This is a genomic window from Priestia sp. 179-F W1.4 NHS, assembly GCF_045369295.1.
Lineage (GTDB): Bacteria > Bacillota > Bacilli > Bacillales > Bacillaceae_H > Priestia > Priestia zanthoxyli.
In genome coordinates, this window is the sequence record NZ_JBIQFF010000002.1 from 814,486 (window position 1) to 835,180 (window position 20,695).

Below are 20,695 nucleotides of genomic sequence, written 5' to 3' on the forward strand. Positions count from 1 at the left end.
CTTATCTTACTATATTTATACAAAAAAGCCTCCTTACGCATGTAAGGAGGTGGAAAAAGGTAATTCTAAGGTCATCATGTTATGCCTACTTTCTATAAAACCACATTTTGATAGCGTTTTCAATGTTTTTTTATTACTTTACTAATTTTCTTTTCGTTTAATGAGACTCCGTACATATAACGAAGCCTCACCAAATTTCTACTCTTCTTTATCTGATGGAATCATAATTTCTCCTTCATGCTCTTGTTTTTTCAAAAGCAGCTGGAGAATCGTTTTAGATAATTTACTAGGCTGATAGGGTTTAATCAGAAACTCACACACTCCAAGCTCTAATCCTTTGCTTCTTTCGTCTAAAGCAGATGAGATTAAGATAGGAATTTTTTCTGTCTCTGTATTTTCTTTGAGATGCCTTAAAACATCCCAGCCGTCTAACTTATTTTCTCCTAGCATGATATCTAGAACAACCACTTCAGGCTTTTGCTGATGAATAGAGTTTAATGCATCTTCTCCGTTATTAAAATACCGAACGTGAAAGCCGCTTTCTTTTAATTCTACCTGTAAAAGCGTCGCTAAACTTTTATCATCTTCTACAATCACTACGCTTTTACGGTTATCATTCGCACTTATCATCATTTCTTCATCGTACTGAACTTCATGTAGAAGCGGGAGAACAACCGTGAATGTTGTTCCTTTTTTCCATTCTGATTGTACAGTAATGTCTCCACCATGAGCTTTTACAATTTCTTTTACAATTGCTAACCCTAGACCCGTTCCGCCAATTTTGCGCATATCGGAGTTATCTACTCTGTAGAATTTGGTAAACAAATGTCCTAGCGCTTCACTTGGTATACCAATTCCTTCATCTTGAATATCAATATAAACAGCGTGTTCCTTTTGATACACTTTAACTGTAACGTTCCCTCCATCGGGCGAATATTTTACTGCATTGCTAATTACATTATTAAACAATTGCAGAAGCTTATCTTTATCTCCCATTACTGTAAAATGCTCTTGATCGGAAATCATATCAAATTCATGCTTACTTGTTTGTATGTTCTGGACCTCAATCACCTGCTTAATAAGCGGCAGAATGTCTTGATACTTTTTATCGTAGGTTTGTTTCCCCGCTTCCATTCTTTGGACATCCAAAAAATCGTTGATTAAAGAAGTTAACCGCTGTGCTTCCTGATAAATAGTAGTTAAATACTTCTTCTGTCTTTCTTCTTTTAATGTTTTGTTTAGCATAAGCTCAGTGAACCCTAATACACTTGCTAAAGGTGTGCGCAGCTCGTGACTCACAGTGCTTACAAATTCCGACTTCATCTGATCAACTTCAAATTCTTTCGTAATATCACGATGAACGAACAATACGCCAAACATCTGACGGTTTCGATATACGTATTCGCTATAAACTTTTATAACTTTTCGCTTACCTTCCGTATGCAGATAATAAACAAAAGACTTTTCTACTTGCTCTCCCTTACAAATGGCTTTAACGTATTGTCTTAGCTCCTCTATATTTTCGACTTTTTGAGAGAGAGCATCTAGCCATTGATCGCGAGAAAGCTGAAGAAGCCCGCTTTGATGCTCATATTGAAACAATTCGCTAGTCTTCGTATTCACTTGTAGAATCGTACCGCTTGTATCTACAAGCTGCATTCCTTCTTGAATCGAATTTAAAATATCTTGAGATAGCAGTCTGTCGTACTCAGACTCTTCGTAAATATAAATTTTTTCAAGAGCAATCGTAATTTGTTTGGCCAATATTTCAAATGTCTGTAATTCATGTTCTGTGTATTCATCCGCGTAGCGGCTGTAAAACATATAGGCTAGCATATCTCCCTGCGAAGACAGCACCGGTACGATAACATCATACAAATAAAACGTTTGCCGATGATATAGGCGCTCATGTTCTCTACACTCTCTTTTTACTACCATGCATTTTTCCGTCTTTTGCACATGATCAACGTAATTATTATGAAGGTTTTCCATCATCTGTTTAACACTTGATGAAGATAGACCAAATGAAGCATGTGTCTTTTCATCGGTTAGCATAATAAAACCGTGATCAGCTTTCATCACCCGGCTCATGTTTGTGACAGCACTCGTGAGAACTTCTTGCTTGTGAAGAGAATTTGTTAGTCCATGCACAAATAAATTGCGCAATTCTAACTCGCCTTCTCGTTCCTTTGTCAATTCCAATGCGTGCTGAAGTTCATCTTGCTGACTGTGCAACTCATCTTGCTGTGCAATCAGCTCTTCATTTTGAGCCGTTAACTCCTGTTCGTTATTTTGCAAAGTCGATACCATTTTGTAAAAGGCCTGAGATAGCATACCGATTTCATCTCTTCTATGTTCATCAAATGTCATAGGCATTTCTTTTCCGGCAGCAATTTCGCTTGCCGTATATGCTAGCTGACTCAGCGGCTTTACAAACTTATTTAGCAATACCCGTGTAAGCAATAATAAAATAACCACTGTAAACGCTAAAAATAAAATAAAGAACGTTTGACTTTTCTGCATGTCACTCGACGTGTCATCGTACTGTGTATTTAAGTCTTTAGTTAATTCATTTTGGTAGTCATCAAGTTCTTTTTGCATTTGTTCTATTGATTTAGAAGCAGCCTTCCGCTCAGGACTAGAGCGGACTCCTTCAATGCCTTTTTTGTCGTAAATATCTTTAAAATAAGGAAGCGTTTGATTAAAATACGTGTTTAGCATCACCGTCGCTTCATTTACAAACGTACGTTCACGTCTATCTGCCGCTAGACCTGAAAGTCGATCAAGATTTTCTTCGATACTTTTTTGCTGACTTGCAGCCTCGTTATACATATCCTCTGAATCAAATGCAATAAACCCACGAGCCTGCAAAAAAGCTCTGTTCATTGATTTATCAATTGTAGATAGCAGCTGTGCCTTTTCCCGTACTTGTGCCCTGTACTGGGCATAATCAGCTGTAATTTCTTTTTGCCGTACAACAAGTACAGTTGAACCCGCCGCAAAAGCAAGTAAAAGGATACTTGCTAAGAAGATGAACTGGGTTGAGATACTTTTTCGTTTTAGTTTATTGTTCATCTAAAATTTCCTCAACACGTTCGGTTAGCAATAGGGGACTAAACGGTTTAGACATAAAATACGCAGCCCCTGCTTCTAACACCCGGCTTTGATCAGCAGCTTGATTCTTAGCTGAAAGCATCAATACTTTTGTATGGCGCTTATCTTTCATTTCTTTCAGTTGCTGAATGACTTCAAGCCCGGTGAACACGGGCATCATATAATCCAAAATAATTAAGTCAAAATCACGTTCTTTAATAAATTCCAACGCTTCTTCGCCGTTTTCTGCTTCCGTCACATCATGTCCTTCATCTTCAAGCGTATCTACCACTAACATACGAAGCACTTCTTCATCTTCCGCTAATAAAATTTTTGCCATTGTTATTCCTCCGCTTGTAGTCGTCCATACGTTTTTTGCAATATGAAGTAGGACGGCTTTATTCGTTCGTGAAAAGTTGGATACTCCCAATTTTTCCACTTGTATAAGTAAAAATCTTTTAATAAAAGTTCTCCTTTTTTCTGAGTCGGAAACGTATCTTCCACGTCATTGCTCTTCTTATTAACAGCTACGACTCCCACTTGAATTCCTTTCATTTTCTCGCTGGATTCTAATCCTTTTTTGGACCAAATATCTCCCATTATTTCTTTTTGACTCGGGTCTTTTACATTTAAAAGCGCCCAAGGAATGCGAAGTTCAGCAATTCCATTTGATTCATTCACTTTAAAATCTGCCAGCGAATCAAATGAAGAAGAGTTAGGATCGCTGTTTCCTTCTTGGAGCTTCCCAGTTTCATAGGCGTCAAAAGGAATGGTTCTCTTGTTTTTCCCCTCTCCAATCGCTAACTCTTTGTTAAGGGCGAGCCTGATTGGATTAAACATGCCGTTATCTTTTGTATCGGTTCCTTTTACAGATGGAATCATTTGAAGCTGATGGGCATACGAAAAATAATACGTATCGTAATAGCTGTCTATCCACAAGTGACTGTCTTCTTTCCCGTTTAATTCTGCTACAAAATCAATTCCTTTTGTTTTTAAAGAAGGAATTTGAGCAATCTTTGACTGTCCCTGATTGTTAATTGTGTTAAACAAGAAATAAAGCTTTTGATCTTCCAGCTCTTTTGCACTCACGTGTAGATATAGATAACCTTCATCACTTGTAATGTTCAATGCTTTTAACTTCTTAGACGGCTTATATACCGACTTGCTGTTCAGCTTTTTCCAATCATCTGATTTGCCGTCTACTTTGACTTTCAGCTTTGTTCCTGGATCAAAACTCAACAGGCCAAAATGCTGTTCTCCCGTTTGCAAATTCGTCCAAAATGGCCTGCGGTTCGGATTGTCGTACTCCATCGTATTCCACGTTCGCTTAAACCATTCATCTTGCCATGTAAAGACCATACCGCCAGCCATTTTTTCTTCAACAATATCTTCGTACAAGCGTGACAGAATCTTTCCTTGTTCTTGTTCCGTATGAAAGCCTTGATCCCATCCGTATACGTTTCTATGGGTGAGTCCTCGCGAAGCCGGAATGCCAAATTCAGCAACAAGCACGGGCATATGATGAACTTCTTTCATATTTTGCAAATAACCTGCGTAGTTATTTTTCTCTCCTCGATGATCGCGATAAGCGAGATAACGAGGTTCATAGTTTAAGAAATCAGGATAGTAAGGATAAATATGATAAGAAGCAAATAATCCCGGCTCAAATTTTTTAGTTGTGTGAATTAAATTAGGATTAACAGACACTTTATCTTCGTCTTCAGAAGGCTCATATGGATGAGTCAATAAATCCGTCGTCACCCAGTTCGTAAAGCTCATAGGCCGCTGCCAATCATATTTATCCTGCTCATAGGAAATTGTTTTTTCCATAAGCTGCGCAAGCCAAATTTCAAAGGGATTGCCTTTTTCCGTATAGATGTACTTCCCTTTAAAATCTTTCGTTCCTTTATGTTTTTCATTTGTCGAAAGGGCTACCGTGGGATCCCATTCAACTCCTATAATCCAGCCTAAAACATAAGGAGACACGTCTGCTGTATACGTTCCGCTTGCATGTCCCGTCCGTTTTGGCAGTGTTGCCTTTCCGTGAATAACGTTTACAATCCTTTTCATTTCAGCTTCAAATTCTTTTGTATTTTCCTTTGCAAAAGCATCTTGTGAATCATAGAAAACTTCTTCATTCACCCATACTCCATGAAAAAGATAAATGGGTTCTTTGGCTTTTTGGTTATACTCAGCAAGCGCTTCATAAAAGCCGGGAGGGTGAATGGTGTATACGCGGATTGAGTTTGCATTCATCTTGCCAATTTCTTTAAACCAGCGCAAATATTCTTCTTTCGAAATAGCGGTCTCACCAGGGAAATGGCCTGGCTTACTAATGCCCATATTTACTCCTTTAATTAGAAAATCTTTCCACTTTCCATTTTGATAAACTTGCAAATAATCTTTTCCTACTTTCCCTGTTACTTTACGGTCAGCATCTTCATAGATTTCCATATTTTCATTAAAAGTAACAGAAGCAGGCTGCGATGCATTTTGTTGTTGATCTATAATCTTATTCATAAGAGGCAGATAAACAGTCCAGTAAAAAGAAGACTCATCTTCTTTTCCGATTTTCTCTGTCCATTTCTTCCACACCGGGTAAAAAGAGGTTTGATAAATGGAAGGTACTTCTCCTTGATCTGCAAAATCTCCTGCAAAGTAATAAGTATCATATCGCTCTTTATTATGATGAACGATTGCTGGTATGGACAAAGGAATACCATTTTCCTTTAGCTTGTTTTTTCCTTCAGAATCCAAGTGAAAGACAAACTGAGCCTGCACATCACTTTTTTGCTGGGGTGTAATTACGTCAAACCAATATTGATAAGCAGATTCATCCTGTAAATTCAATGTTTTTTTTCCTTGTTTTGTATATTGAAACCATACTGGATTTTCTTTTAATTCTTTTTCCGTTATAATAACGAGCTTATTGGATTCATTAACAAACAGTAAGCCTCTGCCCGTAAGGTTCCACTCCTTGTTGTACTGCTTTTTGTAAGCACTTTTCACCCAAGCAGGAACTTCTTCACTGCCGAATTCATCAAAATAGCGACCAATCCAGCCGGACCACGTAACGTTGTACAATTCATACAGTTCTTTGCGAACGTCTAAAGGAGTAGGAGTTCCAAATGTATTAAACTCTCCAATCAGCGTTTTTGTACGTCCATTCAGCGCTTTCTTAACGTAGCTCACGTCTTCAGAAGTCATGCCGCCATACACCAACTGAGAACGATCTCCTCTTTTAGCTTTTACGCCTAAATCTTCTTTGTATACGCCATACGTGTCCGTGATATAAATCATATCTGCAGAGTTTGTTTTTGGCAGAGATTTAATGCTGTATGTTTTATCTCCATTCGGATAAAACCCTGCATAATCTTTTGAGATTTCATAAGGCTTCCCGTCTTTGCGTACTTTCGCTTGATTCAGCATCCACATTAAGCCCTGATGCTCTCGAAACGTTTGATCTGGCACTGTTTTATCAATGACAAGCATATTCAAATCAGTTGGTTTCTTTAGCTGCCAAATAAGAAATGGCGAAGCCGTTACTGCCATAACCAAAATAATGCCGCCGATTAATAACCATTTTTTCATTGTGAAACTCCTTTTCGCTGCATGTCTCCCCAGCCTTTTTTATTGCGAATAACGTCCAACAATCCATGACAGCGCCATATAACAGTTAGAGGGCGATACCAAAAGGATTCAGTCAGGGAAAAGACAAACAGCTTAGCGATATCAGATACTTTTGGATATTTGCGAAGGCTCCACTCTTCTAGCAAAACAGCCGCCATCGAATAAAGAGAACCATATACAACCATTAAGAGAAAAAGCAAATACGCAAATTCTACATAAATCCCGCCTACAACTAGAGAAATAACAATAAACAAATAGCCTAACATTTCCATAACCGGCCCGATTAGTTCAATAAACACAAAATAAGGCATAGAAATCATTCCGATACTTCCGTATTTCGGATTAAACAGCATCTCTTTATGCTTCCAAAGACTATCAAATAAACCGCGGTGCCAGCGGTTTCGCTGTCTTCGCAAATATTTGATTTCATCAGGTGCCTCTGTCCAGCATACAGGATCTGGAATATAAACAATTTGATTGTTGGCTTTTTTCTGTTTAATCAGTCGGTGGAGGCGAACAACAAGCTCCATGTCTTCGCCGACTGTATGAGAATAACCCCCAGCTTCAATCACCCAGCGTTTAGAAAATACGCCAAATGCTCCTGACACAATAAGTAATAAATTATGGCGACTGAGACCAATGCGCCCCATAAGAAAGGCACGTAAATATTCAATAATCTGCATCACAACAAGCGGCTGCGTATCAAGTCCAATCGATACGACCGCACCGTTTTCGATTTTACATCCGTTTGCAATTCGAATACTTCCTCCTGAAGCAATTACTTCTCCGTCTGAATCAATAATTGGCTTCATAACTTTTAAAAAAGCGTCTCTTTCCAACACTGAATCACCATCGATCGAACAAAAATAAGGATAGTTGGATAAATTAATTCCTGCATTTAATGCATCTGACTTTCCTCCATTTTGTTTATCGACTACATATAAATAATCGTATAATTTAGAACGATATACAGCTTTTACTTCTTTCGTCTCCACTTGCTTTCTCACAACTCGATTCATTTTCACAAGAGAAAACTCTTCGATGAGCTTTTCTAACGTATCATCTGAAGATCCGTCATTTACTACAATTACTTCATATTCCGGATATTCAATTCCAAGCAGCGAACGCACGCTTCCAATAATCCCGACAGATTCGTTATAAGCGGGAACTAATATAGATAACGGCGTTGTATAGCTAACCGCAAGCAAATCTTCATAAGGTTCTTCATCATTTAATTGATATTGCTTTCGCAGTTGAAAAGCAGAAATGATAAACATCATAAAATAAAAACAAAGCACAAAAATCATATAAGCAAATACAGCCCATCCGCAAACGGACAAAAAAAGATGCCAAACACTATTCCACAACCGTAATTCCTCCCTTTTCAAGCCATTCTGCTGCCATATCTTTCGAAAACTTGTCATCAGTCGTTTCATATACATGAACTAAGTATTCTGTACCCGTTGGGATTTTCATCATTGACTGAGCAGCATTCGAACGCACAAGAAAATGAGAATCTTTCAGCGACTGCTCGAGAAGTAACAATCCCTTCTCATCTCTCGTTTTGCCTACTAGTTTGGTAGCCATCATTCTCTCTTGCCACATATCTGATTGAAGATGTTTCGTGAGCTCCTCTACTTTTAATGGAAAAGATAAAGCGTTAAGTGATTTCAACGAACGAATTCGCAGTTCTTCTGATGAACTTTTCATGTGCATTTTTAAGAAATCGATATACTCTAACTTATGATTGATACCGATCATATCGATAAGTGGTAGCTGAATTTCTTCTTGCAGGTCTTCAAATTTATTAATAAATTGCTGAAACTGCTCACTGTTCATAGTTCCAAACAAAGAGCGGTACATAAATTCAGACAGCGGTTTAGAGGCATTCGTCATGTATATAACAAACTCAGGACGGTTTAGCTTAACTAAAATCTTTAAAATTTGATTTTTTTCAGCCGCTGTACTATTTTTTTTCTCATACATTTCTACTAATTTGTCTGTTAGCGTAGTAAGACCAAAATCTTCAATAGCATAAAGGGCATTCATTCTGACACTCCACCTAGAATGATGCAGCTCTTTTTTATATTTGGGTGTAAAAACCTTCTCCGCATAGAGCGTGATGTTATTTCGAATGTCATCACCTTGCACAGCTGCAGAAAAACCGCTCAATAGTTCCTCTACACCCGCCAGCTCTATTTTATTTTTAGGCTCTATCCGATGTTCTTCATCTTTTCTGTATAAATAAATAAAAAGAGATTCTTTTATACTATCTTTATAGGATTCTACTTTTGCCCGGAAAGCGTTTAAACGCGCTTTTTGAATAAGTAAATAACTTAGAAAACAAACCAACAGCAATAGCAATCCGCCAAATAAGGCATATACCACTTGAATTGACATCCCCATTTATTTCACCTTCTTCATTAAATGACGTACGCGCGCTTCAAGCTCCATTAACTTAAATGGCTTTGTCATGTAATCGTCTGCCCCAAGTTCTAATGCTCTTTGAATATCTTGTTCGCTGTTTCGTGATGTAAGCATAATAACCGTGTACTGATCGTGACGTTTCTGCTGCCTTAATTTTTGCAGCACTTCCAAGCCATCCATCTTAGGCATCATTCCATCTAAAATAACAAAGTAGTGATCGCTAGAGTGAATCCATTGGGACTCAAAAAACTCGATGCCGTCTTTAAACACTTCTATTTTCACTTCATAACGATCTCCTACATCAATCTTACTTAAAAGCTCTTTCAGCATCGTTCGAATGATAGAATCATCATCAATAATAGCCATACGAAGCGTTCGCTTTTTAACCAGCTTGCTTTGAGAAGAAGCTACAATTTTTTGACGTCCTGATTCCTTCGCTATATATAATGCTTCATCAGCTTGATGAAGCGCTTTTTCTAACGGCCATTCATTGTTATGAACTTCTACAACTCCGCCGGAAAAGCTGCAATAAAACGAATTGCTTTGATGTGTGAACACTTTTTTCACAAAGGAATCCAACAGTCTATTTAATACTGTTTCTGCCTCTTTTATATTGGTTTTTGGCAGTAAAAGAATAAATTCTTCGCCTCCATATCTAAAAATGTGATCTGTTGGACGAATTTCATGCTTCATATACTCTACAAATGCTTGCAGCACGCGGTCTCCCATAAGATGTCCATACTGATCATTTATTCTTTTAAAGAAATCTAAATCTAAAATCGCTAAACAAAAAGGATCTTTTAAGCGGTCGTAGCTGGATAGCTGCTGACTGTAGATTTCTTTTAAATACGTTCGGTTATAGGCTCCTGTTAATTCATCAAACATTAAATAGGAGTTAAACATTTGCTTTCGTTCAATATGGTGACCAATTCGAAGTAGACTTTCTTCCAGATCGAAAGGTTTAACAAGGAAGTCATCGGCCCCTAATTTAAAAGCCTTCAAACGCGTCTCTCTTTGATTATCAACGCTCATCATGACAATCGGGACGAACAGTTGCTTTGTTTTATCACGTAAAAATGAAAGAATATCAAAGCCTGTACAGTCTTTCATATGTACATCAACAACAAAACAATCCGGCTTTAATTCGTAAAAAGCCGTAATGGCTTTTTCTTTAGATGCAGTTGCTAATACGTACCACCCTTGTTTTTCAAACTGTTCTTTTAAATACATCAGCATTGAAAGATCGTCGTCCACAAGTAAAATGCTAGCTGTTTGTTCACTGATTTCTATCGGTTTATTTATATCTTCTGGGGATTGAATTTCATCTTGATAACAAATTTTAATAATATCTAATAAAAAAGTATTCAACTCCGCGTAATCCCAGATTTTTTTCTGTTTTTTTTCAACAGCTTCCATTAACGCGCGGGAACGATCTCCTAAATAATGCAGTCCAATAGTCGCAGACGTTCCAGAAATTGAATGCAAAAAGCGGTACACCTCTTCATGAGGTATTTCTTTATTTTGATCAGTCCACTCTTGCAGCTGCTTACGCACATTAGCTAATAATGCAATTTGATATTTATCCATCTTATACACCCTTTGTTCGATATAGTTAACACTTACCCCATATTACTCCATCCATTTTTCTATAATATTTTGTAAGTAAATGAAATATTTTCTTACTTTTATTTTAAGTATGTTTTTCCCAAATGAAAAGCAATTCCTTTTTAACCATACTTTTCCTCCAATGATTTTACTTTAAAATGATTCTTTTTTCACTCATTATTTTTCTTTCCAGATAAGTAAAATATCCTGTTATCTTCTTTACAAATAGACATGCAACCTTATTGACAAAATTAATGAGTCTTTGTTACCCTTATACACGTTGTAAAAAATTTAAAAGTGAATGTTAAGGAAAGCAGCCGTTTTGATGAACGATCAATCAAATTAGGTTCTTTCCTTTTTATATTTTTACTAAGGCAGATACTTTGCTAAATAAAGTTTCGCTTTATACACCGTGTCCTCTTTGTCATAGGCGCACTTAGACCGAAAACAGACGGAAAGGAGTATAAAATGTTTACTCAGCTTACAGAAAAAAACCAGAATGCAGAAGAACTAAAAGAAACACTTGATGATTTAGAGTTTCAGCTATTTCGCATGCAGGATAATTTAAAAGAAATTGCTAAAAAGTACGAAGTTATCGGTGTCGATCAGCCTGAAGATAATCAGTTAGTTATTGTATCGGCACAAAATGACGGAAACGCATGTAAAATTATGCTAAATGAATGCACAAAAGCCTATAGAGGGGCTTGGGATTTTGCCATCGATGGTGTATATGAAGATAATCACACGATTTTTATTGGTGATATTAAAGGTCCCGCTAATAAGGGATATGGCTCTGTATGTATGAATTATTTAAAAGAAGTAGCGGTTGATCAAAATGTTCATGTCATTAAAGGAGATATCGCTGAGCGCGACTGGGATCATCTCGAAAGATTAATTCATTTTTATGAAAAACATAACTTTGAAGTAAATATTGATTATACGAATAAGTGCGGAGAAATTGAATGGACTCCAGCTTATCAATAAAAAACGAACAGACAGCGTCTGTTCGTTTTTTTTATTTGATATATGCTAAGCTTTTTTTAATACTGCTAAGAGGACTTTCTATGCACTGATCTTGTTCAATGATCCACCATTTTACGCCTGCTTTATTGCCTTCTTTCATGACAGCCTTTACATCTACTCCTCCGGTACCAAGAGGAGCAAAAAATTGCTCGCCGTCTGTTGTCATATCTTTTAAATGGATAAAAGGCGTACGATTTCGATAGTGCTTCATCCACTCCACTGGATCTTCGCCTGCTTTAGTCAGCCAATAAATGTCCAGCTCTACATTTACCCCAGTTTCTTCTAGAATCGTTTGGAGAGCTGACTTTCCGGTTGACAATTTTTTCAGCTCAAAATCATGATGATGATAGCTAAACGACATGCCTTCTTTTTTACAATAAGCATCAATGTAATTTAAAGAATCAATAAGTTCGAAATATCCTTTTTCCGTTTGTCGTTCAGGCATTAAATAAGGACAAACAATATGTGAATTTCCGACTTGCTGTTCATAGTGAATCACTTGCTCTAAATTAGATTCTAATTGTTCAAGTGGAATATGACTAGAAGCTGGCTTCAGCTGCAAATCTATTAACCACGCTCTTACTTCTTGCGCTGTATATCCTTCATACCCTGCAAACTCTACCCCTTGATATCCTAAAGCAGCTACTTTTTGAAGAGTTCCTTTAAAATCTTTTTTCGTTTCTTCACGCAGCGTATAAAGCTGTACTCCTACAGGTATTTCTCCCATCTTCTCTCCCCCTGTTCATTAAGAAAGTGATTGAACTATGGCTAAATCAACCCAATCTAAAGACGAACAAATTGAACTAGTATGAATTACTTGTTACACAGCTGTTGATTTCCGTGCAAGACTTCGCTTTCCGCGGGCGGCCGGTGAGCCTCCTCGTCGCTTACGCTCCTGCGGGGTCTCACCTGTTCCGCTTTTCCCGCAGGAGTCTTCGTCTTGCCCTCCAATCGACACCTAGAAGCAATTAACTACAATTAAATCTACGTTCATCCTAGAAAGGAAAAAATCCGAACGAATTTGATTCTCGATCAACAATCAGATTCTTTCGGATCCTCCTTTAACTAACATACTTTTTTCTCAACATCTGCTGCTTTTTATTTTACTGCACTTCCAAGCATTCCTGAAATAAAATGACGCTGAAGTGCTAGGAAGAAGACAATGATTGGAATGGTTGCAATCGTTACCCCCATCATTACTTGACCGTAATCAATAATCGATAATCCAATTAAGCTTGAAAGAGCAACTGGCAATGTAGCCATTTCGTTTGATGTAGTCGCAACTAAAGGCCACATAAAGTTATTCCACTGTGTCATAAATAAGAAAATAGCTGCTGCAGCCATCGCAGGCTTCATAGAAGGAAGCACAATGGTTAAAAAGATTCTCATCTCTCCAGCACCGTCCAAACGTGCTGCTTCAATCAGTTCCGTTGGAAAAGCTAAAAAGTTCTGACGTAATAAAAAGATAGCGAACGGAAAGCACAGCTGCGGAACAATAAGAGCAAAATACGTATCAAGCAAATTAAAATTCGACATCAGCTGAAAAAGCGGAATGAGCGTTGCTTGATATGGAATCATCATGGACAATAAAAGCGTCGTAAAAATTGCGTTTCGTCCTTTAAATTCAAATTTAGATAGCGCATATGCAGCGGTAGAACAAACCATTAAAGCTACAATCACATACACTACTGAAACAAATACTGAGTTAAAAAAGACGCGCCCTAAATCAATTGAAGCATTTAAATTTTGTAGATTTGTCATAAATTGATCGCCAGGCTTCAGCGTTGGAGGGTTTGTAAACATTTTTCCTGATTCATTCGTAGCGCCGATAATCATCCAGTAAAACGGAAAAATAGAGATAATCGTGAACAGCCCAAGCATGCTGTATAATCCTATTTTACGCATGATGTTGCTTTTCTTTTTAACCTTAGGCACGGTAGCTACTGCGGTTGCTTCTACTCTCTCTAATACACTCATGATTTATCACCCGTAAATTTAAATTGGAAGAACGTTAAAATACCGACTAATAATACAACAACGTACGCAATGGCTGAAGCATATCCAAAATCAAAATATTTAAAGCCATTTTGATAAATATATAAGCCTAGCGTCATCGTGGAATCAGCAGGGCCGCCTTTTGTTAAGTTAAAAGGTTCGTCAAACAATTGAAGCGTGCCAATTGTTGATAAAATAGTAGCAAACAAGATAACAGGTTTTAATTGTGGAACCGTTACGTGGAAAAACTTTTGAATACGATTTGCCCCGTCTAAATCAGCTGCTTCGTAAACTTCATGAGATAAACTTTGAAGAGCTGCTAGAAAAATAACCATATTATAACCTGTCCATCTCCAAGTCATCGCCACGATGATTGAGACTTTAGCCCAGAAAGGATCTCCCAGCCACTGAATGGCATCGATACCGAAAAACCCTAAAATAGTATTCATAATTCCTTCATCTTGAAGAATGATTGAAAACAAAATAGAATAGGCAACTAGCGACGTTACTGCGGGCAAGAAAAATGAAACTCGGAAAAAACCTTTTAGTCTTAAAAGCTGACTGTTTAACGCGTTAGCTAGTACAAGCGCTAATAAAATCATGACGGGTACTTGAACGATTAAAATAATCCCCGTATTTCCAAGCGCTTTCCAGAAAATATCATCTCCGAGCAAACGTGTATAGTTTGATAAACCGGTAAATACATACTTTCCGCCTTCCATACTCTGAAAGCTTAGAATAAACGATGAAAAAATAGGATAGATGGTAAACAGCGCGAACAGCAAAAGTGCTGGAGCAATAAATAAGTAAGGCAATGATTTATTTGTCTTCATGATGACCTCCCAGTACCGCAAGAAGAAGAGATAGAAGGCAATTTTCTAGAAATCACCTTCTATGCTTCTTGATTATTTTTGAATTCGGTTTTCTAAGCGTTTTTGAGCTGCTTCAAGCGAGTCTGTAACGCCCTTACCATTTGTTACCTCTGACACAGCTTTGACTGCTTCACTGTTTGCAACTGAGTAATTGCCTGTAAAATTAACCGGCTTAATATCTTTCATTTCATCTGCGAATGTTTTCCAAATCGTCTGATTGTTAAAGTACTCATCTTGTGCAGTGAATAATTTTGAAGAATATACGGTATTTAATGATGGGAATAATCCGCCCTTCATCGCTTCTTCTTGAACTTTATCTGTTGTTGAGAAATATTCCATAAATTTGTACGCTTCATCTGCTTTTTGGCTATTTGCTGAAATCACATAGTTGCTTCCGCCTAAGTTAGAAGCACGGTTGCCTCCTTCTTCAAACGAAGGTAATAAAAATACTCCCCATTTTCCTTTTAAATCCGGAGCCTGCTGCGTAATAGAACCAGATAGCCAAGCACCAGATGGTGAACTTGCTACTTTACCTTCTGCTAAAGCACTGATTGAAGCATCCCAGCCCACTGTATTTTTAACAATGCCTGCTTCTTTTAACTTCTTATTTAACTCCATCGCTTTTTTCGCTTCTTTAGAAGTTAAATTGAGCTTACCTTTGTTATTAAAATAGAACGTACCTTGCTGTGTCAGCGTCATTCGGAATAAGCCATCGTCATTATTAAAATCTAAACCTAGTAAATCAACGCCAACTTTTTCTTTAATCTTCTTACCAGCCGCAATGTAATCATCCCATGTTTTGATACTGTTTGGATCTACGCCTGCTTTTTCAAAGTAATCTGTGCGGTAGAAAACGCCTGTCGGACCTGCATCAAACGGGAAGCCGTACATTTCCCCATCCTTTGATAAAAGAGCTTTCTTAAACTCTGGAAATTTATCTTCTTGCTTATCAAATCCTTTTTTAGATAGGTTTAAAAATGCTTTTGGAAATGCATCCAAATATCCTTGGAAACGATCGTCTTCTACTAATACAATATCAGGAAGACCTTTTCCGCCAGCCTGCAATCCTGTTGTTAGTTTTGAATAAACGTCTTCACGTCCCATATCCACTACTTTTAATTTAAATCCTGGATTCTCTTTTTGATATTCTGCTGCTGCTTTCTTTAATACCGGTACGTTAATATTCCATGCCCATGCAACAACTTCTTTTCCACCGCTACCACTTGTTTCATTAGCGGACTTTCCTCCGCATCCTGCAAGTACTAGGGTTAAAATGAGTGCAAAACTGATTAAACTAAACCAACGTTTCAATGAATACCCCTCCTATGATCTCGTCTCCTAGTGTGGCAAGTTTTTTTGTAAACGCTCACGTCTCTTTCTATACAGAATTATTGAAAAATAATTCTGTATATTGAAAGCGTATACAATTTACTTAATCTAAATTATATGAATGAATACCCTTTTCCTCAATGGTAAATATAAAAGGCAAAAACCTTACATTTTTGCCTTTTTGTAAATTGATTTTGTTATTATGGTTTCTATTAACTTTTTCGTTCATAAAAAAAAGCGAATGTACTGTTATTGTTGAAACAGAACACAATCGCTTATTTAAAAAAATCCAATGTATACTATTTTTTTGCTACATAAGTAACACTTTCTTGCTTATTTGGGACGTTCTAAGGAAAATAATTGCCCCAATTTACTATAGTTAGAACCCGCAAGCCGGCTGACTGGCTTCACACGTTCTGCAGAAACGCGATCGTTTTCTATCACTTTTTCACTAATATGAAACATCACAACTTCACCGATAAACAAATCTGAGCTGTATGCCTCATCCGTTCCTAATGGAACAATTTGGTGAAGCTTACATTCCATTCGAATGCTGGCTTCTTGAATTCCGGGAACCTGCACTTTTTTGCTCGGTGCTAGTGTTAACCCTGTTTCCTCGACTTCACTCACGGAAGAAGGGTAAGAAGATGCCGCTTGATTCACCTGTTCCACTAAGTTTTCGTCTACAAGATGAACTACAAATTCTTTAGATGCACTAATATTTTTGGCCGTATCTTTCGTCATTTGACCTTCACTTCTCGAAACCGAAACGGCAATCAGCGGAGGCTCTGCCGCAACTACATTAAAGAAACTAAACGGCGCGGCATTCACTACACCGTCATCATTTTGACTTGTAATAAACGCAATTGGCCGGGGAATGACGACACCTGTTAGCAAATGATAATTATCTTTTGCACTTTGTACCGCTGGATCAACTACCTTCATTTTACCCACTCCTTTTCTTCCATTTACTTTATTGTATGGTAACGAAAAGAGCATAGATTAGCTAGCAACTTGCTCACCAAACATGCAAAGAAGAGGCTGAGACATAGCTGCATCCATCTCATCTGAAAACCAACAAAATGAAAAAATCCGAACGATAAATCGTTCGGATCTTCTCTTTAATTTAGCACCGTTACTTTCACTGTACGACGTCCAAATGCTTTTGCAGCTGACTCAGAAGGTACTAATACGTCAATTCGATATCCTTTAATCGCACCGCCCGTATCACCTGCTGTTGCCACTCCGTATCCTTCTACATATACTTTTGAACCTAATGGAATAACGGATGGATCTACCGCAATAATTTTATGAGTGCCTGAACTTACATTTTGTCCAGTCGCTGTTACGCCGCTACATCCTGCACAATTAGCTGTATAAGCTGTTGCTTCTACATACATTTCTTTTCCAGAATGCTTTTGTGTGCTTTCTTCTTTTTTCGTTTCTTTTGCTTCTGAAGAAACGGCTGCTTTCTTCTCTGTAGCAGCAGCTGTTTTTACTTCTTGTTTTGGCTCTGTTTTTACTTCTTTTTTAGCCGTTGCCAGTTCAGCTTGACGCTTTGCTTCTGCATCAGCCTCAGCCTTTTCAGCTGCCTGCTGTTTTGCCACTTGCTCAGCTTGCTTTTGAGCTGCTTCTTTTTCTTTTGCAATCTTATCTTGAATGCCTGTTAATTCAGACTGAAGGTTTGCTTTTTCTGAAGAAGCTGCATCAATTTCATTTACGACCGTGCTGTACTTTTCTTGCATAGTTGTTAACGTTGCTGTTTGTTTGGCAACGTTTTTATCTAATTCAGCTTGTTTAGCCGCTAAGCTACCTTTTGCTGCTTCTAATACTTTTTCTTGCTTATCAATTTCTTTTTTATCTTTTTCAATTTGATCTAAATCATTTTGATGCTGCTTTAAAATATCATTATCTGCTGACAATAACGTTGTGACCGCACCCATACGTGCAACAAAATCTCCAAAGTTATCAGCATTCATTAATGTATCAATAACAACGCTTGTTTTATCGTCTTGCTGCAAAGCAACTAATCGATTTTCAATAATATCTTTACGACTTAACACTTTTTCCTGAAGCAAAACAATTTCTTTTTTCTTTTTCTCAATCATTTTGTTCGCTTCTGAAATCTGCTTTTCAGTCGATGCTAACTCTTTTTTATTGCTAGAGATTACTGTATGTAATGAATTTAATTGTGATTGAATGTTTTGAACATCTGAATTGATAGACTGTTTTTCTTTCTCTTTTTGTTGAACAGCCTTTTCTGTTTCTTTAATTTTATTTTCAGTACTCTGGAGCGCTTCTTCATTCGATTGGGCGTGAGTCTCTGTGATGCCGGTCATGAAGAAAATTCCTGTGACTGCTGCAAGAGTCATACGCTTAAAAATTTTCATAAAGTAATAGTCCCCTTTCCTCATAGACATAGTTATACCATAAAAAACTATCTGTTTATGTTACAATACAGTTAAAAGTTTCCCATAATCTGTATAACCAAGAATCTCTTTCTGGGAATTCATCACCAGAATCCCTTGATAGAGAGGTTTACTGTTTATTAAAAAAGATATATTTTTGTCATAAACAGGGCAAAATTGCTCTTTAAAAATAGAAATAAACGCTTATTATTACAGGTATATTACAAATTTTTCACAGAAAATTATGTGTTTTACCGTCTTTTTTCGGTGTTTTTTACTTTTTATTACATAAATTCCACCTACATAATTCCTACACTATTTATAAAGTTGTGACTTTTTCACTTCTTTTTTACACTTTACATACATAAAAAGACGCCCATAAATCAAATGAGCGTCTTTTTTCTATACACGTATAAAACCATTATTTGTCAGAGGTTACTAGTTTTAAAGGCACTGGAATTTGCTTATCTACCTTTTTGCCTTGAAGAACATTTTTAGCAGACTTTACGGCAAGTTTACCGATTAAAACAGGCTGCTGAGCTACAGTTGCTCCTAGCTTCCCTTCTTTTACCGCTTTAATTGCATCGTCGTTTCCATCAAACCCTACTACTAGCACATCTTTTCCTGAGCTGTTAATCGCTTGAATAGCTCCTAATGCCATTTCATCATTATGAGCAAATACGGCTTTGATCCCAGGATTTCCTTGAAGAACATTCTCCATAACGTTTAAGCCTTTTGTACGGTCAAAATCAGCCGACTGTTTAGCCGTAATATCTAGCTTTTGATCCGCAACGTTGTGGAACCCTTTTCCTCGTTCACGAGTTGCTGAAGCTCCCGGCACGCCTTCAAGTTCTGCTACTTGAGCTTTTTCCCCTACTTTTTTCACAATGTAATCAGCAGCCATTTGACCACCTTTTACATTATCTGAAGCTACCAGTGTTTCTACTTTTCCTTTTTCTGCTGAACGATCTAGCGTAATAACTGGAATGCCTACATTATTAGCCGATTGTACAGCTGTTGAAATAGCAGCTGAATCCGTTGGGTTAATAAGCAGAATGTTAACACCTTGCTGCATTAAATCTTCTACATCGTTAATTTGTTTGGCTGAATCATTTTGAGCATCTACTACAACTACTTCCATGCCCAGTTTTTTTGCTTCTTTTTGTACCCCTTCTTTTAGCGAAACAAAGAACGGATTGTTTAATGTAGAAACGGATAAACCAATTTTAATATCTTTTAAATTTTTACTTTCAGATGGTTTCGCCCACTCAGGAGGCTGAAGTGAACAAGCCCCTAACAGTAATAATGAAAATGATAATAGCACGAGCCAAATTTTCTTCATGTTTTTCCCTCCTAAGCTGACTTTTTGCGATCAATTAATACCGCAATTAAAATAACAATTCCTTTTACGACCATTTGGTAAAACGACGAAACGCCGAGTAAGTTCAAACCGTTGTTTAATGTTCCGATAATCAGCGCACCAATTAACGTTCCAACAATGCGTCCACGTCCTCCAGAAAGGCTTGTGCCACCCAGTACTACTGCGGCGATAGCATCTAACTCGTAAGACGTACCTGCCGTTGGCTGAGCAGAATTCAAGCGAGAAGTCAAAATCGCTCCTGATAGCGCTGCCAATAATCCTGCTAGTGAGTAGATCATAACCTTAACTTTTGGTACTTTAATTCCTGAAATAAATGCTGCTTTTTCATTTCCACCGATTGCATATGTTCTACGGCCAAACGGTGTTTTATGCAAAATCACCCATAGGACAGCAAACGCTAGTACCATCGTAATCGCTGGAACAGGAATACCTAGGAAATAGCCTCGGCCGAATAACTGGAAGTAATAGTTTTCACCTAAGCCCGTAATCGGATTTCCATCTGTATAAACAAGCGTTAACCCTCTAAAAATTGTCATCGTCGCTAGCGTCGCAATAAACGGCGCCATTTTTCCTTTTGTAATAAGTAAGCCGTTAACCATACCCATTACAGCTCCTAACACACATCCTATTAAAATAGCTAAAATAGGATCTACACCTGACACAATCATACCTGCCATTAACGCACTTGATAGAGCAAGTATAGAGCCCACGGATAAATCAATTCCCCCTGTTAAAATAACAAATGTCATACCGAATGCAATTAAGGCATTAATGGCTACTTGACGCAGCAAGTTTAAAATATTTAAAGGTTCTAAAAAGCTTGGATTTAAAATCGATACAATGACAATAAGAATAAATAAACCTAGTAACGGACCTAGCTTTTGCATCACGTTATCAACGCGATTTTCTTTTATCGCTGTGTTTGCTTTCAT

The 20,695-nt window shown here is 37.5% G+C and carries 16 protein-coding genes; 1 reads left to right on the forward strand and 15 read right to left on the reverse strand.

Going from position 1 to position 20,695, the window contains the following annotated elements; all coding sequences use genetic code 11:
* Nucleotides 1–198: 198 nt before the first annotated feature.
* Genes ACH0CI_RS14630 through ACH0CI_RS14655 form a run of 6 tightly spaced genes read right to left on the reverse strand, consistent with a single transcriptional unit; the run spans nt 199 to nt 10,737 of the window.
* Nucleotides 199–3,075 carry an ATP-binding protein gene (locus ACH0CI_RS14630; protein ID WP_406901723.1) on the reverse strand — a complete coding sequence of 959 codons (2,877 nt, stop codon included), beginning with the start codon at nt 3,073–3,075 and terminating at the stop codon, nt 199–201.
* Complete coding sequence (locus ACH0CI_RS14635; RefSeq protein ID WP_406901724.1) at nt 3,065–3,433, reverse strand: response regulator transcription factor; 369 nt, start codon at nt 3,431–3,433, stop codon at nt 3,065–3,067. Before ACH0CI_RS14635 ends, ACH0CI_RS14630 begins: the two co-directional genes overlap by 11 nt.
* 2 nt (nt 3,434–3,435) lie before the next feature.
* The gene (locus tag ACH0CI_RS14640) at nt 3,436–6,684 is read right to left on the reverse strand and encodes a hypothetical protein (protein WP_406901726.1); all 3,249 of its coding nucleotides are present in this window, start codon (nt 6,682–6,684) and stop codon (nt 3,436–3,438) included.
* On the reverse strand, nt 6,681–8,090 hold the full coding sequence (locus tag ACH0CI_RS14645) for a glycosyltransferase family 2 protein (protein ID WP_033578173.1): 1,410 nt from the start codon (nt 8,088–8,090) through the stop codon (nt 6,681–6,683). The genes ACH0CI_RS14640 and ACH0CI_RS14645 overlap by 4 nt, the downstream gene beginning before the upstream one ends.
* Nucleotides 8,080–9,129, reverse strand: a complete 1,050-nt coding sequence (locus ACH0CI_RS14650) for a HEAT repeat domain-containing protein (RefSeq protein ID WP_335708108.1) — start codon at nt 9,127–9,129, stop codon at nt 8,080–8,082. The genes ACH0CI_RS14645 and ACH0CI_RS14650 overlap by 11 nt, the downstream gene beginning before the upstream one ends.
* On the reverse strand, nt 9,130–10,737 hold the full coding sequence (locus ACH0CI_RS14655) for a GGDEF domain-containing response regulator (protein WP_335708107.1): 1,608 nt from the start codon (nt 10,735–10,737) through the stop codon (nt 9,130–9,132). It abuts the gene before it with no gap.
* A gap of 486 nt (nt 10,738–11,223) precedes the next feature.
* On the opposite strand from ACH0CI_RS14655, the gene ACH0CI_RS14660 reads away from it, so the two are divergent.
* On the forward strand, nt 11,224–11,739 hold the full coding sequence (locus ACH0CI_RS14660) for a GNAT family protein (RefSeq protein ID WP_013055642.1): 516 nt from the start codon (nt 11,224–11,226) through the stop codon (nt 11,737–11,739).
* 31 nt (nt 11,740–11,770) lie between these two features.
* Here the strand turns inward: ACH0CI_RS14660 and ACH0CI_RS14665 are convergent, their stop codons facing one another.
* The 9 genes from ACH0CI_RS14665 to rbsC all read right to left on the reverse strand — a co-directional run bounded on the left by ACH0CI_RS14665 (nt 11,771) and on the right by rbsC (nt 20,695).
* Nucleotides 11,771–12,505: a sugar phosphate isomerase/epimerase family protein gene (locus ACH0CI_RS14665; protein WP_406901727.1), complete on the reverse strand. Its 735-nt coding sequence runs from the start codon at nt 12,503–12,505 to the stop codon at nt 11,771–11,773.
* A gap of 93 nt (nt 12,506–12,598) precedes the next feature.
* A complete protein-coding gene (locus ACH0CI_RS14670) occupies nt 12,599–12,736 on the reverse strand; it encodes a hypothetical protein (protein WP_406901783.1) in 138 nt (45 codons plus the stop codon).
* Between the two features lie 140 nt (nt 12,737–12,876).
* Nucleotides 12,877–13,683: a carbohydrate ABC transporter permease gene (locus ACH0CI_RS14675; RefSeq protein ID WP_013055640.1), complete on the reverse strand. Its 807-nt coding sequence runs from the start codon at nt 13,681–13,683 to the stop codon at nt 12,877–12,879.
* Nucleotides 13,684–13,751: 68 nt separating this feature from the next.
* Nucleotides 13,752–14,606 carry a carbohydrate ABC transporter permease gene (locus ACH0CI_RS14680; protein WP_014461372.1) on the reverse strand — a complete coding sequence of 285 codons (855 nt, stop codon included), beginning with the start codon at nt 14,604–14,606 and terminating at the stop codon, nt 13,752–13,754.
* A 72-nt stretch (nt 14,607–14,678) separates the two neighbouring features.
* Entirely contained in the window at nt 14,679–15,956 is a 1,278-nt protein-coding gene (locus ACH0CI_RS14685; RefSeq protein ID WP_335708158.1) for an ABC transporter substrate-binding protein, read from the reverse strand.
* 351 nt (nt 15,957–16,307) lie between these two features.
* Complete coding sequence (locus ACH0CI_RS14690) at nt 16,308–16,919, reverse strand: flavin reductase family protein (protein WP_016763208.1); 612 nt, start codon at nt 16,917–16,919, stop codon at nt 16,308–16,310.
* Between the two features lie 176 nt (nt 16,920–17,095).
* On the reverse strand, nt 17,096–18,364 hold the full coding sequence (locus ACH0CI_RS14695; protein WP_335708157.1) for a PcsB-like coiled-coil domain-containing protein: 1,269 nt from the start codon (nt 18,362–18,364) through the stop codon (nt 17,096–17,098).
* Between the two features lie 439 nt (nt 18,365–18,803).
* Nucleotides 18,804–19,724, reverse strand: a complete 921-nt coding sequence (gene rbsB, locus ACH0CI_RS14700) for a ribose ABC transporter substrate-binding protein RbsB (protein WP_013055634.1) — start codon at nt 19,722–19,724, stop codon at nt 18,804–18,806.
* 11 nt (nt 19,725–19,735) lie between these two features.
* Nucleotides 19,736–20,695 (reverse strand): ribose ABC transporter permease RbsC, encoded by a 960-nt coding sequence (gene rbsC, locus ACH0CI_RS14705; protein WP_033578167.1) that lies wholly within the window; start codon nt 20,693–20,695, stop codon nt 19,736–19,738.